Source organism: Enterococcus bulliens, assembly GCF_053761865.1.
In genome coordinates, this window is the sequence record NZ_JBSMXK010000033.1 from 1 (window position 1) to 14,094 (window position 14,094).

Below are 14,094 nucleotides of genomic sequence, written 5' to 3' on the forward strand. Positions count from 1 at the left end.
TTCCATAGCGAAATACATTTGGTGTCCAATGAGTGAATCGATTATTGTTTTCGATCACCCCTTCTTCTGAAGTGATCACTAGTCCAATCCCCTCGATCATGTGTTCCTTTGATCGGTACGCAAAAATGGCCCCCTTCCCCGACTGATTACTAAAAGAGACTGGTTTTAAGTGGCTATTTTTATATTTGAATTTACGGATACCATTTTGTAATACCGTCGAATATACGACATCCAAAGAAGCTGCCATGACTTTATTCCTTCCCAAACTAAAAGAGAACACAAATAATCTTAAAGATTTGTGTTCTCCCAATAGCTTAAAAGTCTTAAATGAATGACAAAATAAGCGTGTATATATTGAGTTGCTCGTCAAAAAATGGTAGAATAAGTCTGTAAGTTCGGATTGTCAGTCCGAAAGACTTATCAAAATTACATAAGTGGTTGTCAGCCACTTACATAACTTCTGAGACGAGCGAGAACACATAGTTGTTGTATGTGATTCAGATGAAAGAGTGACCCAATTCACTTTTTTATCCGTCTCTTTTTTATATGTATTATTTATTTGAATATAACAAAACAGTTAAATTTGTACAAGAAGAAATTTTAATAAAGTATAAGTTATACTTAAATAGATTTCATATAAGTTATACCTAATTAGACATTATTGTATATCTTATACTTTAAATCACTTCATTAGGTAATAAAACGATACCTTCAAAATAAGCTTTACCTGACAACAAATATTTTGTGACGCAAAAACATAAAGTATAACTTATACTTTATGTTTTTGTAATCAGTAATAACTTATACTTTTATTGTTGAATGACTTAAAAAAATTAAAGCTTATCAAATGCATCTTTTATTTCTTCTCTCAAGTGTTCCTCTTTCGCCACACCTAATTTTTGTGTAATATACGCTTCCGATAAAGTGTCAATAAGTTTTTCAAAGGTAATCCTCCCCTGCACTGATTGAAGTTCCTCAACGTAGTCTTGTAGTACGTTTAATTTTGACTCCAAAGCAGGAGATATTTTTTTGGGTTTTGTAACTTTAAATCTCTTATCTGTAATTTCTATAGGACGTCCTCGTTTTTTACTTGCTGCTGGAGTAATCGCTTTTGGTTTCTTATTCATCAAAGAAGAGTATCCAAATTCGTTTTCTCCTCTAATTGATACAGATTTTTTCTTTTTTATTCCTGGTTGTAAGAGACCAGCATATTCTGTATCAACTTTGGTATCAACATTAAATTCTTTCCTTTCACTCATATTCTTTCCCTCCTAGCTATTCTTCAAATATTTTTCTGCGTGATTCAAGTTCGGCTAGTATTTTAATAAACGGTTCATGTGCCCTATAGTCCCATTGATCATAATTTCCGTTTCGATACTTTTTCAAAGATATTCCTTCTCTAGAATAACGTTTTAGTCGTTTTTGGAAATTAACAATATTCTTCGATACAGCGGATCCATATATATCCATAGCCTCGCTCAATACACTTTTATCTAAATCATCGTCTGGTTCAAGCATGCATGCAATTATAGAAATCACTTCAAGGTCAATATCGTAGTTGTTAATCATAAATTTTTGATACCCAACATATTTTCCAATTCCATCTAACGATTCCTCTTGTGTTTGAAAAGCTATTATACTGTAGTCAGAGGCCGCCATAGCATTATCTGAATATGCACTAATAGTTGGAGGCACATCAATAAAAATAGTCTCATAATTTTCTTTGATAGGTTCCAATAATTTTTCTAAAACCATGATTTGTTCTTTCTCATCTTCAAAGTTAGCAATAACATAGTTAGAAAACGATCTAAAACTTGTATCACATGCAATTAAATCTAGATTTTCCATAATCGGCGTTATACAAATTGAAAGGTCTTCTTCGTTGATTCCATCTACTATTGTTTTATCAATATGATCTAAGTCAACAGTTCTTGCTAATATTTGTGAAGCGTTAGCTTGCGGATCAATGTCTATCACCAGTGTTTTTTTCTTATTTACTACAGCATTATCAAAAGCTAGCATTGTAACTATCTTGGTTTTTCCTACTCCACCTTTAAAGTTCCCGACTGTATAAGTAGTTGCTGTCATATTTTTACCTACTTTCTTTTATCTTTATTTAAAGTATAACTTATATAATTATTTTAATCAATATTTATTTTATACTTTATATTTATATAAAAAGTATAAGTTATACTAAAAATATTTAATATATCTGCTATATTTCATTTAATAGCAGACATATACTACAAAACCCTTGAAATACTGTTCTGACTGACGTAAAAATCTTTCTGATAAAATTTCAGAATAACGTTTATGATATAAGTTATACCAAAACAAACGTATATCTTATACTTTATTATTTAATGTATAAGATATACTATAATTGATCAGCAAATAATTTATGATCTGTTTTTAATCATTTATTTTCCTTGACTAATAAAACGAACGTGCGTTCTGATATGTATATAAAACGTATCTTTTTGAAAAGGGGATTTAGCATGGTTATGCAATTTGGCGTAAATCCAAAGTTTGATTACACGAAAGAACCTTCAAGGGATATTCTTTATATCGACTGTAAATCATTTTAAGCATCCGTAGAATGTGTAGAAAGAGGTCTAAGTCCTTTAAAGACAAAAGTTAGTTGTCATGTCCTATCCTTCGGACGATCCTTCTCAGCGGGGAAATGGATTAATCCTGGCATCGAGTCCGGCCGCAAAAAAAGCCTATGGAATTTCTAATGTCAGTCAATCACGAGATCTTCCTTTTCCGTATCCGGAAGACCTCGTGATTGCACCACCAATGATGGCACTGTATATGAGAAAGAACATTTGGATGCTGCAAGCGTTCATTGGTAAAGAAGCATTAGAAGATGATGATGCTCTTGATGAGGATGAAGATTAAGGTAAAAGTAGAAGCTGATTTAGGGATTGGAATTCTTTCCAGTCCTTTTTCCATTTTCTTGATGTGCATCAATTTTTTTGTAGTAAGAGACTTATATAATAAAAGCAGCGAATATAAACAAAATAAATAAAGGGGGAGAATGAATTGACTAAACATACCCATCATGAAATTGGCGACCACGCAGCCTGTATCCGCTTGGTTCCAATATTCAATCACTTAGAGGATAGCGCGATGAATTACATTGCTGAAAAAGCCCACACGAAACAGTATCAAAAAGGAGAGTTTCTGTTTCGTTCACAAGAAAAAGAGGATACTTTATATATTATCAATCGTGGGAAAATCCGTATTTATCGATTGGCAGACTCTGGCAAAGAGCAACTAGTTCGTATTTTGAATCCGGGTGACTTTACGGGAGAATGGACGTTGTTCAATCCTGATGCTGTGCACGAGGAATATGCCGAAGCAACCCGAGATACCGTTGTCTGTATGATTCAGCAAAAAGATGTCCAAGATTTTCTGGAACAATACCCAGCTATTTCTTTAAAACTATTGGCGGAAATGTCTAAACGGTTAGAAAGTTCAGAACGTCAAACGACACAAGTAGCCGTGGAGAGTGTCATTACCCGTTTAGTTTTGTTTTTGGCAGAAAATGTGGAACCTGAAATGGGCAACTCTCCCACCATCACCCTGCCGATGGCAAAAAAGGACATTGCTTCCTATTTAGGAACGACACCTGAGACCATCAGTCGCAAATTTGGAGAATTGGAGGACGAGGGATTGATTCAACAGCTGTCTGGGAAAAGGATCAAGATTCAGGATTTAGATGATTTATTGCTTTACAGCGAATAATCGGACACACTTTTTTCTACACGTTGGTGTTCTGTCGCTCTTCATTAACAACGGGACAGAACTCAGTGCTTTTACTTCCATCTGTCCGTTTTTGGCTTTTTTAAGACAGAACGACCTTCATTCATTGGAAAAATAAAAGCATAAACATGATAACCCTCAAGTTTTTTTGTTTTATTTTTCTTTAAGATAGGGTTGTCGAACAAAACGTAAAAATAAGTAGGGGTGAATGTGCATTGTTTTTGGGTGATAGTTGCTATCACGTTGTTAGCAGCGGGTGCATTCTTTGTCGTCCCTTTCACCAAGAACACGATTGGCGGCGAAGCAAAAACGTCTAACGTTGTTGAGGCAGATAGGTTAGCTATGGAAAAAGAAGAGGAAGTTGTAAAAGGAGCCGGCGTAATCGGACACGGAAAAGTGGCGTATTACGAAGCGAGTGACCAGGGAGATAAAAGTGTATTCACTGTTTGGTTTCCATGGAGCTTAGCCGGAATCTTGTTCAGCATCACCATGACTAGAATGACGCGAAAAATTGAAGAAATGGAGCAAATAGAATGGGATTCGTATTAGGCGTTTTGAATCCCCATGTGGTGGAGATTGGTTCTGTTGTGATTCATTGGTATGGAGTCATTATTGCAGTGGGCATATTAGCGGCTCTCCAGTTGAGCACCAAGGAAGCAAAGAAAAAAGGACTGGAAGAGGATACCATTATCGATATGGCCTTATGGGCAATTCCGATTGGAATCCTCGGCGCTCGGCTTTATTATGTGTTATTTGAACTTGGTTATTATCTGCAAAATCCAGGACAAATCCTTGCGATTTGGAATGGCGGCATTGCGATTTATGGGGGATTGATTGCAGGAGGGGGTACGCTATATTGGTATGCAAAGAAAAAAGGTACTTCTTTGGCACTCGTTCTTGATATTTTAGCGCCCAATGTATTGTTAGCCCAGTCCATTGGTCGTTGGGGCAATTTTATGAATCAGGAAGCTCATGGTGGACCGGTTACTCGTCAATTCTTGGAAAATCTTTATTTACCTGAATTTATCATTGAACAAATGAATATCAATGGTATCTACTACCGTCCGACTTTTTTATACGAGTCATTGTGGAGTTTGTTGGGCTTTGTCCTCATCGTCACTATACGGAACCGAAAACAGCTTTTGCGTCAAGGAGAAGTCGCTTTGAGTTACGTTTTGTGGTACGTTTTGTGGTACTCAGTGGGTCGGTTCTTCATTGAAGGTATGCGAACGGACAGTTTATGGATTGGCGAGTGGATCCGCGTTTCGCAAGCCTTGTCTCTGGCCCTGTTTATTGGCGCGATTGTAGTATGGTTTATACGCAGACAAGACTATCCACCAATTTCTTATTATTCTGATGGCAATAAGGAGCAGAAAAAGACTATTAAGATGGTGAATTGAGCAAAAAGATAAAAAGAAGTGCAGAACTTGATATGCGTCAATTTTTGTTTGCTAAAAGTGAGCTATATTACAGTTGTAAAGAGGAAAAGGCAGTATTCATTAATCTGCTGCCGATAAAATAAAAACACATAAAGGAGATAGGAATTATGGAAAAAGCTATATTGCAATTAGAAACGTTATCTTGTCCAAGTTGTATGCAAAAAATTGAAGGTGCCGTAAAATCAGTTAACGGTGTTGATAAAGACAGCATTAAAGTATTATTCAACTCCAGCAAAGTCAAAACCAATTTTGATTCAGCTGTCACTTCGATTGAAGAGATTCAAAAAGCTATCGAAAACGTAGGCTATCCGGTCCTTAAAACAAAAGTCAAGGCCGCTTAACAGATTAAATGAACTAGGCAATTCTGGAAGAAAAGCTATTTTTTCAGGATTGCTTTTTTTGTTGCAATCCGATTCGAGGTGCTTAGAAACGATAAAAGAGAACTTTCTAAACTTGATGTCAGTCAATTAATTACTTAGGCAATTATCTTATATTGTGTTTATCAATAAAAGAGAAATTAAATTTGGAGGGAAAAAGCATGCAACAATATATATTAAGCAAGAAAAATGTTATCACCGTCATCAGTGGATTGTTAATCGTACTCGGTTTCTTCAGTCACTTTGTTTTAGAAAACGTAGGACTTTCAGAGTGGTCTTTGATCATCGCCTCTGTCTTTGGGATTATGCCAATTGCCATTCAAGCGTTTCAAGCAATGAAAGTCAAAGTCATCAGTATTGATGTCTTAGTCAGTATTGCAGCGATTGGTGCGCTTTTTATTCAAAATTATGAAGAATCGGCTATTGTCACGTTCTTATTCTTATTCGGACACTACTTGGAACAACGAACATTGAACCAAACGCGATCTGCTATCAAAGAATTGACTGAAATGGCACCCGAAAGCGCCTTGAAACAAATGGATAATGGCGAATTTGAAGAAGTAGAAGTGGATGATATAGATGAAGGGGATATCTTACTCGTTAAAACGGGTGCGAAAGTTCCAGTAGATGGCATAGTCCTTACGGGTGAAGGGCATATCAATGAAGCTAGCATTACAGGTGAAGCTGTTCCGGTCAACAAGCAAGCTGATGCAGAAGTTTTTGCAGGAACCATTTTAGAAAACGGAACGATTCAAATTAGAGCTGACCGAGTTGGTGAGGACACCACATTTGGAAAAATTATTGAACTCGTGGAAGAAGCACAAGATTCTAAATCCGAAGCGGAACGGTTCATTGATCGCTTTTCTAAATACTACACACCAGCTGTCTTGGTTCTGGCAATTGTTGTATGGGCGTTCAGTCAAAATATTGAGTTAGCAATCACCATCTTGGTTCTAGGTTGCCCAGGCGCATTAGTTATCGGAGTGCCTGTCTCAAACGTTGCCGGTATTGGGAATGGTGCTCGTAACGGTGTTCTTTTAAAAGGGAGTGAAGTCATTCAAGACTTCAGCAATGTGGATACAATTGTATTTGATAAGACAGGTACTTTAACTGTCGGAAACCCAACCGTTGCAGCGACTGAACTGTATGAAAAAGATCCTGCTGAAACGCTTGGCTATCTGGCCAGTGTGGAACGGGAATCAGATCATCCATTAGCAAAAGCGGTCTTAAATCAAATTGGAGAAATAAACTTTTATCCTGTTGAAGGAACTGAAGTCGTGAAAGGCGGCGGAATCGTTTCAAGTGTAGCTGGACATAGAGTGGCTGTTGGGAATGTGGCCTTGATGGAAAAAGAAAATGTCACTCTCAGCAAAAAAGTGCAAAAAGATGTCAAACGGTTTGAACAACATGGGAGCTCTCTCGTTTTGACAGCGGTCGACGGTGAATTAAAAGTACTGATGGGCATTCGCGATCAAGTCCGTCCGGGTGTGAAAGCTAATTTGCAGGAATTAAAAGACTTGGGCGTGAAAAATCTAGTCGTTCTTTCAGGAGATAACCAAGGAACCGTTGATGTGGTCGCCGGCGAACTTGGTTTGACCGAAGCTCACGGCCACATGTTGCCGGAAGACAAATCGGCTTATATCGGAAAACTTCAACAACGTGGTCAAATTGTAGCCTTTGTTGGAGATGGCGTTAACGATAGTCCGTCCTTAGCTTTAGCAGACATTGGAATCGCAATGGGAAGCGGAACGGACGTAGCGATTGAAACATCCGATGTCGTTTTAATGAACTCGAACTTCAGCAACTTGCCTCACGCATTAGGATTAGTAAAAGCCACCGCAAATAATATGAAACAAAATATCGTGATTTCAATTGGAGTAGTGTTGGTCTTGTTGACTAGCGTCTTCTTCAGCGAAGGGATGAATATGTCTATCGGAATGTTGGTTCATGAAGGTAGTATCTTGGTGGTAATTTTCAATGGCATGAGATTAATGAAGTATAAGTTGAAAGGTCGAAAAGAACAAAAGAAGTATCAGCACCTGCAGAGAAAGTAAAAATATCTTAAGAATAAATTAGAAGAGGCTGAGACAATAGTCCATCCTTGAAATGACAAAAGCGGAAACTTAGATTTTTAAATCTGAGATTTTCCGCTTTTTTGAGTTCTTGAAAAAAAATAAGAGTATAGAGTATGCTCTTTATAAAATTAATTTTCGTGTAAATGATTAAAAAATCTAATAATAAAATTTAAATTCCTATTAAGTTGTAACACATGAAATTAGATAGTTTCATGTATCATAACTATAGATAAAGTGAATGAGAAATGGGGCTATTTAAATGATAAAAATAATTGACAATCAGAAACTCAAATTACATTACAAAGAGGGATTTGGATCATGGACTTATCACCTCAGACTACCAGGAACAGCTGATAATAAAGGGAGATGGGGACATTTAAAAGTATCTGGTACAATTGACGATTTTGAAGTGAAAAACATTTATTTGGCTCCAAGGAAAGATGAAGATAAGATCATCTCAATCAATAAGGAAATTAGAGACGCGATAGGGAAAAGCGGTGGCGATATAGTAACGGTAATGTTATATTTGCATGATTAATTTACTCAATAAATCCAATCTTCTCTTTTTAGATATGAAACTTACGCTATGATGGGCTTAAAGATTTGGGTAAGTTCAATATTTGATAGAATTTATTTTTATATCGCACACGATGTTTTCCGGAATCTCTTATATAAATTAGTTTATACGATTTTATAGACACTCTTTTATTTCTTCAAAAAGTACTAAAATAGAGTTATTAATTGGTACATAAACGTCTAGTGAGGGCATGATATTCACCTCTTATCTGTTATAAGTAATAATGAATAGGAGGTGAATAGTGTAAAATGACTCCTATAGAGTGGACTCTGAAAAATAGATCTCTATAAGGTCCATTTTATTTTGTCCCAGCCTCTTTTGTGGTTAAATTTAAGTTAAATCATTTCAAGTAAATCATTCATGGATTCACTCATTGTAGGGTGAGTATAAATACCGTCTCGTAAACTCTTATATGAAATATTTTCATTAATTGCTAATGCAATTAAGTTGATCATTTCGTGAGCTTCGTAGCTGAAGAAGCTTGCGCCTAATATAAGGTCAGTCTCTGGATCAACTAATATTTTCAAAAAGCCGCTTGTTTCACGCAATACTTGAGCTTTAGGAACAGCAGCAACGGGCATCTTAGCAACTTTATAATTTTTACCAGCTTCAGTTGCTTCTTTTTCATTAAAGCCTACCCGTGCAAATGTTGGATCCACAAATGTTGCTGTAGGATAAACACGACGCGTTTCTAAATTATAGTTGGATTCTTCTCCTAGCAATTGAGGCAAAACAATACGGTAGTCATCCAAAGAAATATAAGTGAATTGTGGTCCACCTTTAACGTCGCCCACTGCCCAAATGTGTTCAACAGAAGATTGCAAGTGCTTGTTTACCTTGATTTCTCCACGAGCGCCGAGCGCCACGCCAGCCTTTTCAATATCTAATTTATTTGTGTTAGGAATACGGCCAGTAGCAACTAAAATTTCATTTAATTCAGCAGATTTTTCTTCGCCGTTTTGTTCAAATGTTAAACGTACACCATTATCCGTATCTTGAACACGTTTAGCTTGAGCGTTAAATTCAATAGTTACCCCTAATTCTTCTAATCTTTCCAAAATAGCTGCTGCGTCATCCTTATCTTCACGTGGCAATAATGAGTCATTGAATTGATAAACGGTTACTTCAGAACCAAATTCAGCAAAATAAGAAGCGAATTCTAATCCAATTGGACCAGCTCCGATAATACCTAGTTTTTTTGGCAGATTTGTTAGCTCTAAAATTTCTTCACTTGTGTGGATGTGTGGACTGTTTTGCTTGTTTTCAAAATCTGGAATAACAGCCGTAGATCCAGTTCCAATAATGATATTAGCAGCCGTAACTTGTAGCGTTTCTGTATCTGTATCCACTAACAAAGTATGGTCATCTTTGAAGTGAGCAAAACCGTCTAAGACTGTTACGTTATCTAAATCAGCAATTTTATGGTAGTTTTTTTTATTTAATTTGGTTACTAATTCAGTTTTATAGTCCATGGCTTGTTTGAAAAACTGGTTGTTAATCTCATGATTTCGCTCAATGCCAAATTCTGATAATTGATCAATAATTTTTGCACTATGTGTCAACGATTTAGTCGGTAAGCATCCCACATTAATACAAGTTCCACCATACATTTTAGCTGATTTTTCAATCACAGTGACGGTTTTTCCTTTTTTAGCTAAAGCACCTGCTAATGTTTTTCCTGCTTTACCAAATCCAATAATGGCTACGTCTGTAGTGTACTCATTCATATTTTAGTGCCCCTCTCATTTTGTATTGCATATAATTTTACTTCCATATCTTTTAATGTAATAGTTGCTAGTTTTGCTACTGCATCTTTATTCAGCTCATCATAAAGATCATCCATAGCTTCTGACATACCAGACGAAATCATACATTGTTCATTGATATAACCTGAATGCCAAGTATTTTGGATAATTGGGATCTTTATCGCCTCATAAACATTTTTTAAAGTGATAGCTTCTAAATTATCGGTTAGAAAGTATCCGCCATGCACACCTTTTTTTGTTTGAACTAATCCTTTTTTTCGGCATTTTGCCAGAACTCTGCGAACACGAACTGGATTCGTACAAATGTTCTCAGCTAATGCTTCACTGGTAAAAATTGAATTGTTATGACCTAAATAGACCAACCCATGTACTGCAATCGTAAATTCACTCAAAATTATTCACCTTCTTTAAAAAGTAACTTTTAAAGTTACTTTATCTAAATTAAGTATACACCTAAAAGTTATCCAAATCTACAAAATCTGTTACTTTTAAGCAATTATTTTAATATCTCCTTAGACGAATTGATTAAAGGAGATGACGATAAGATGAAAAGAGAAGTAACTATTGCTAAGATGAATCAATTAATGTTGGTTATTATAGGATCATTTGTTTTAACCCTCATTACTGCATCCTTATTTAAATACTGGGGCGATTTTTCTTTGATTTTGCCAGTTACTTTTATAGTAATCATGGTCAATGCTGCTATTAAACTTCAAAAGATCCAAGATAAAGAAAATCTAAAAACCTATAAAAAAATCTTAGATTATATGGACAATAGAGAAGTAAGAAATGATCCGAAAACACAATACAGGAAGAGAATGAACTTAGAAAAATCTAGCTTGGCGATAGTAAGAGCTCTTATTGAGTTTTTCTTAATGTATGGCGTACTGTCGGTTTTCTAAATCATCTTAATACATGAAATTGTATAAAATCATGTATCAAGAATCCTATCCCTATAGGGTTCTTTTTTTTACTCCCCCTAAACACACGATTTCGTGTTATAATAACTGTAATCATGTATTCGAACAGACTAAAAAGGAGGGATTGTCATGGGCTATAATGTTCAGCCACTACGGTCGCAACAGGAGATTAATGATTTTTTATTTTGCCTGCGACGGAATAAAAATGCGGAACGTGACGTTTTCTTGTTTCTAATTGGAATTAACAGCGGTCTGCGCATGTCCGACATCGTCAAACTCAAGAAAAAAGACGTGATTACCTCAAAAAACCCGCGCATCGTGGAGCAAAAGACAGGGAAAACACGCATTTTATACTTAAGCAGCTTACAGGACTTGATTCACGGCTATACCGCACCCTTAGATCCGGAGGCTTACTTGTTTCCCAGTACTAAGGGCGACCATTTAGAAGTCAATACAGTCTACCAGATGTTTCAAAAGGTCGCGAAGCTGTTAGGAAGGGACGATATCGGCACCCACACCCTACGAAAAACCTTTGGTTACCACTATTACAAGAAAACCAAAGACGTGGCCACCTTAATGGAAATCTTTGGTCACAGCAGCGAGAAGATTACCAAACGCTACATCGGAATTAATGAAGATGAAATCAGTGAAACGTTATTAAATTTTCGGTTAGGTTTTTGATTGTATTATAGGTTCTGTTGCAAAGTTTTAAATAAAGAATAAAATCCCTTACGGTATCTATGATTTAAGCTGGGATTCCCAATAATACCTTGATTTCAGTAGACACCGAAAAGCCGAAGAGCGTTCCATTTCTTCGGTTCTTTTTATATATTCCTCGAATGGTCTCCATGCCCTTAATCGTGGAAGAGGCAGTCCGGAGACTTTGATAAAATTTATTCCGTCGCTTAATTGGCCTATGGTCTTGTTCTATTAAATTGTTCAGATACTTCACAGTTCGGTGCTCTGTCTTAGCACACTCTGTAACTTTCTAAAGGCGGAGCCAAGAGAAGGTGCTTTATCGGTCAATTGCTTTCGGCTCACCAAACTGTTTATGGAGTCGCTTTAAGAAAGCATAGGCTGCTTGCGTATCTCGTTTCTTTCGTAACCAGATATCCAATGTTAAACCGTCCGCATCAATCGCTCGATAGAGATAATGCCAACGCCCCTTAATTTTGATATAGGTTTCATCCATTTTCCACGAATAGAAGGACTGTTTATTTTTCTTTTCCAGAGATGATAGAGGATTTTACTGTATTCTTGCACCCAACGATAAATCGTCGTATGAGAAACGTTAATGCCACGATCATATAAGATTACTTGAACTTCACGATAGCTCAGATTGTAACGTAGGTAATAACCAACAGCGACAATGATGACGTCTTGTTGGAATTATTTGCCTTTAAAATGATTCATCTCTCAAGCCTCACTAACCTTTTTTCTTACATTTTACAATAAATACAGGAAATTAAAAAACTTCGCAATAGAACCAAACAGTGTATAGTGAGTGATAAGTTTATAAAAAAATAATATTTTTATGTAAAGTTGCAACTAAAGATTTTGTGTGGTATACTACTTGTAGTGATAAACTTTGAAACGTATTAAGAGTGCTATACAGAAATTTATACTCTCCTTTTGCTTATCAAACAATTATTGCAACAAAACGCATTCGTAATGATGCACAAGGAGGAAATAGTATGAATAAAGGTACAGTAAAGTGGTTTAATGCAGACAAAGGTTTTGGTTTTATAACCGGAGAGAATGGTCAAGATGTCTTTGCTCATTTTTCTGCGATTCAAGCAGATGGATTCAAGTCTCTCGATGAAGGGCAAGCAGTCACTTTTGATACTGAAGAAGGTCAACGTGGTATGCAAGCCGTTAATATCTACAAAGCTTAAACGATTTTTTCAACCGTCTCAAATGCTTGAGACGGTTTTTTAAATACTCAAAAAGGGGAGATTATTATGGGTTTTGGACAATGGAAACCAATGCAACCATCCATCGAAGGAGTGGCTTTTAAAAAAAATCAACAAGTCACATTTAGATTTAGGAAAAAACAAGTCATTGGAACAATTGTAAAGTTGTTAAATAATTCAGCAATCGTCACCTTATCAATCGCCAAAGTGACAGATACTTCTGAAAAAACAGTGATCAATTATAAAAAATTAATGGCGATCTGAACCAAGTCTCATTTATTAGCGAAGCCACCTATGTAACGATCTTAAACTTTGGATAGCTGAACGTGGAAGCTCTTATTTTTAAGGGCTTTTTTTAGCGGTGCTGCAAGAACAGATGCAATAGAAAAGGTTTATCCTATTTTTATGACAAAATTACTGAGTCTTTTTTCTGTTCTATATAAAAGGGGCTGTAGAATATATTCTGTCGGTATTTTGGTTTGTTGGAGGACAAGATGTATTATGTAAAATCAAATCTAGAATACTATGACGTAAATTATAAAGAGTATTCAGAAAATTCCTGACTTATAAGCACTCTTTTTAAATACCACAATTGGCGTGTATCAATTTAAATCTGTATCAATAAACGTGTAAATAAGTCTTTGTTCATTTATAAATCAGGGTTATAAGTATTAGAACAAATATTGGCTGGTGTCAGAAACTTAATAGTTTTTGATCCTTTTTTATTCCTCGTTTAGTAGCTCTTTAAGTAGCTCAATTAATTAGGTCAGAAAGTTTTTTTAACAGGACACCAGAGTATACCTTCGTGGTCCTTTTCAATGTTTGTGATATTGTTAAGTTTTTGAAAGGTCAACAAAGTTTTGCAACAGATTATTGAAATTAATCCAAATCTTTAAATTTCTCAAGATAATTTTGACGAATAAAATTGGATATCATTTGATTAAGCATTATCTAAGAATTAAGTGCGCGAAGAAAAAAGCAAAGGGAAGCCAAAGTAAAAAGAAAATGATACAGCGATCAGATTGTTTATTCTTGAGTTTAGAGGAAAAAATTACAAGTATTAATTTTATACTATTTTTATTATGAATAATATCCATGTGATGTGCTTGCAAGTAGTATTATCAATCAGAATATAGTCAAGTCCATAATCCTGTGTAAAATACTATACAATGTTTTACTGGTCTCTCATTGATCAAACTTAATATATTTTCTTGTAGAACTGAGCCATTCGTCATGAAGGTCCATAAGGACAGCTCCAA

General features: G+C 35.7%; 14 protein-coding genes and 4 pseudogenes. 12 read left to right on the forward strand and 6 right to left on the reverse strand.

Translation table 11 applies throughout. The features are described 5' to 3' along the window. From ACWOEC_RS11370 to ACWOEC_RS11380, 3 genes and pseudogenes are all read right to left on the reverse strand, one after another. A pseudogene (locus ACWOEC_RS11370) lies at nucleotides 1-247 on the reverse strand (primase C-terminal domain-containing protein); the annotation flags it as partial. A 586-nt stretch (nucleotides 248-833) separates the two neighbouring features. Beyond that, nucleotides 834-1,259, reverse strand: coding sequence for a hypothetical protein (locus ACWOEC_RS11375; RefSeq protein WP_455308317.1), 426 nt, complete (start codon nucleotides 1,257-1,259; stop codon nucleotides 834-836). A 16-nt stretch (nucleotides 1,260-1,275) separates the two neighbouring features. After that, nucleotides 1,276-2,088 carry a ParA family protein gene (locus tag ACWOEC_RS11380; RefSeq protein ID WP_455308319.1) on the reverse strand — a complete coding sequence of 271 codons (813 nt, stop codon included), beginning with the start codon at nucleotides 2,086-2,088 and terminating at the stop codon, nucleotides 1,276-1,278. Nucleotides 2,089-2,498: 410 nt separating this feature from the next. Between ACWOEC_RS11380 and ACWOEC_RS11385 the strand changes: the two are divergent. From ACWOEC_RS11385 to ACWOEC_RS11420, 8 genes and pseudogenes are all read left to right on the forward strand, one after another. Next, nucleotides 2,499-2,829, forward strand: a pseudogene (locus ACWOEC_RS11385) (Y-family DNA polymerase); the annotation flags it as partial. Further along, nucleotides 2,821-2,901, forward strand: a pseudogene (locus tag ACWOEC_RS11390) (Dps family protein); the annotation flags it as partial. The pseudogenes ACWOEC_RS11385 and ACWOEC_RS11390, both read left to right, overlap by 9 nt. A gap of 144 nt (nucleotides 2,902-3,045) precedes the next feature. Continuing rightward, the gene (locus ACWOEC_RS11395; RefSeq protein ID WP_002292156.1) at nucleotides 3,046-3,750 is read left to right on the forward strand and encodes a Crp/Fnr family transcriptional regulator; all 705 of its coding nucleotides are present in this window, start codon (nucleotides 3,046-3,048) and stop codon (nucleotides 3,748-3,750) included. Nucleotides 3,751-3,978: 228 nt separating this feature from the next. Then, complete coding sequence (locus tag ACWOEC_RS11400) at nucleotides 3,979-4,317, forward strand: hypothetical protein (protein WP_455308321.1); 339 nt, start codon at nucleotides 3,979-3,981, stop codon at nucleotides 4,315-4,317. Next, nucleotides 4,302-5,168, forward strand: coding sequence for a prolipoprotein diacylglyceryl transferase (gene lgt / locus ACWOEC_RS11405; RefSeq protein WP_007209228.1), 867 nt, complete (start codon nucleotides 4,302-4,304; stop codon nucleotides 5,166-5,168). Before ACWOEC_RS11400 ends, lgt begins: the two co-directional genes overlap by 16 nt. Nucleotides 5,169-5,314: 146 nt before the next feature. Continuing rightward, entirely contained in the window at nucleotides 5,315-5,548 is a 234-nt protein-coding gene (locus tag ACWOEC_RS11410) for a heavy-metal-associated domain-containing protein (RefSeq protein ID WP_003142316.1), read from the forward strand. A gap of 197 nt (nucleotides 5,549-5,745) precedes the next feature. Further along, nucleotides 5,746-7,638, forward strand: a complete 1,893-nt coding sequence (locus tag ACWOEC_RS11415) for a heavy metal translocating P-type ATPase (RefSeq protein ID WP_455308323.1) — start codon at nucleotides 5,746-5,748, stop codon at nucleotides 7,636-7,638. Between the two features lie 280 nt (nucleotides 7,639-7,918). Then, nucleotides 7,919-8,197, forward strand: a complete 279-nt coding sequence (locus ACWOEC_RS11420; protein WP_005875075.1) for a DUF1905 domain-containing protein — start codon at nucleotides 7,919-7,921, stop codon at nucleotides 8,195-8,197. Nucleotides 8,198-8,571: 374 nt separating this feature from the next. Here ACWOEC_RS11420 and ACWOEC_RS11425 read toward each other — a convergent pair whose 3' ends face one another. Together ACWOEC_RS11425 and ACWOEC_RS11430 are read right to left on the reverse strand one after the other, a co-directional pair. Further along, on the reverse strand, nucleotides 8,572-9,963 hold the full coding sequence (locus ACWOEC_RS11425; RefSeq protein WP_455308325.1) for a dihydrolipoyl dehydrogenase family protein: 1,392 nt from the start codon (nucleotides 9,961-9,963) through the stop codon (nucleotides 8,572-8,574). Further along, nucleotides 9,960-10,394 carry an RrF2 family transcriptional regulator gene (locus ACWOEC_RS11430; RefSeq protein WP_005237713.1) on the reverse strand — a complete coding sequence of 145 codons (435 nt, stop codon included), beginning with the start codon at nucleotides 10,392-10,394 and terminating at the stop codon, nucleotides 9,960-9,962. The genes ACWOEC_RS11425 and ACWOEC_RS11430 overlap by 4 nt, the downstream gene beginning before the upstream one ends. Nucleotides 10,395-10,547: 153 nt before the next feature. Here ACWOEC_RS11430 and ACWOEC_RS11435 point away from each other — a divergent pair, with 153 nt between their 5' ends. Beyond that, nucleotides 10,548-10,904, forward strand: a complete 357-nt coding sequence (locus tag ACWOEC_RS11435) for a transcriptional regulator (RefSeq protein WP_455308327.1) — start codon at nucleotides 10,548-10,550, stop codon at nucleotides 10,902-10,904. A 147-nt stretch (nucleotides 10,905-11,051) separates the two neighbouring features. After that, nucleotides 11,052-11,603 (forward strand): tyrosine-type recombinase/integrase, encoded by a 552-nt coding sequence (locus tag ACWOEC_RS11440; protein WP_455308329.1) that lies wholly within the window; start codon nucleotides 11,052-11,054, stop codon nucleotides 11,601-11,603. 64 nt (nucleotides 11,604-11,667) lie between these two features. On the opposite strand, the pseudogene ACWOEC_RS11445 reads toward ACWOEC_RS11440, so the two are convergent. After that, nucleotides 11,668-12,114 (reverse strand): annotated as a pseudogene (locus ACWOEC_RS11445) (IS6 family transposase). A 502-nt stretch (nucleotides 12,115-12,616) separates the two neighbouring features. Between ACWOEC_RS11445 and ACWOEC_RS11450 the strand changes: the two are divergent. Further along, nucleotides 12,617-12,817 (forward strand): cold-shock protein, encoded by a 201-nt coding sequence (locus ACWOEC_RS11450; RefSeq protein WP_005225251.1) that lies wholly within the window; start codon nucleotides 12,617-12,619, stop codon nucleotides 12,815-12,817. A gap of 66 nt (nucleotides 12,818-12,883) precedes the next feature. Beyond that, nucleotides 12,884-13,099, forward strand: coding sequence for a hypothetical protein (locus ACWOEC_RS11455; RefSeq protein ID WP_455308331.1), 216 nt, complete (start codon nucleotides 12,884-12,886; stop codon nucleotides 13,097-13,099). Nucleotides 13,100-14,094 lie beyond the last annotated feature (995 nt).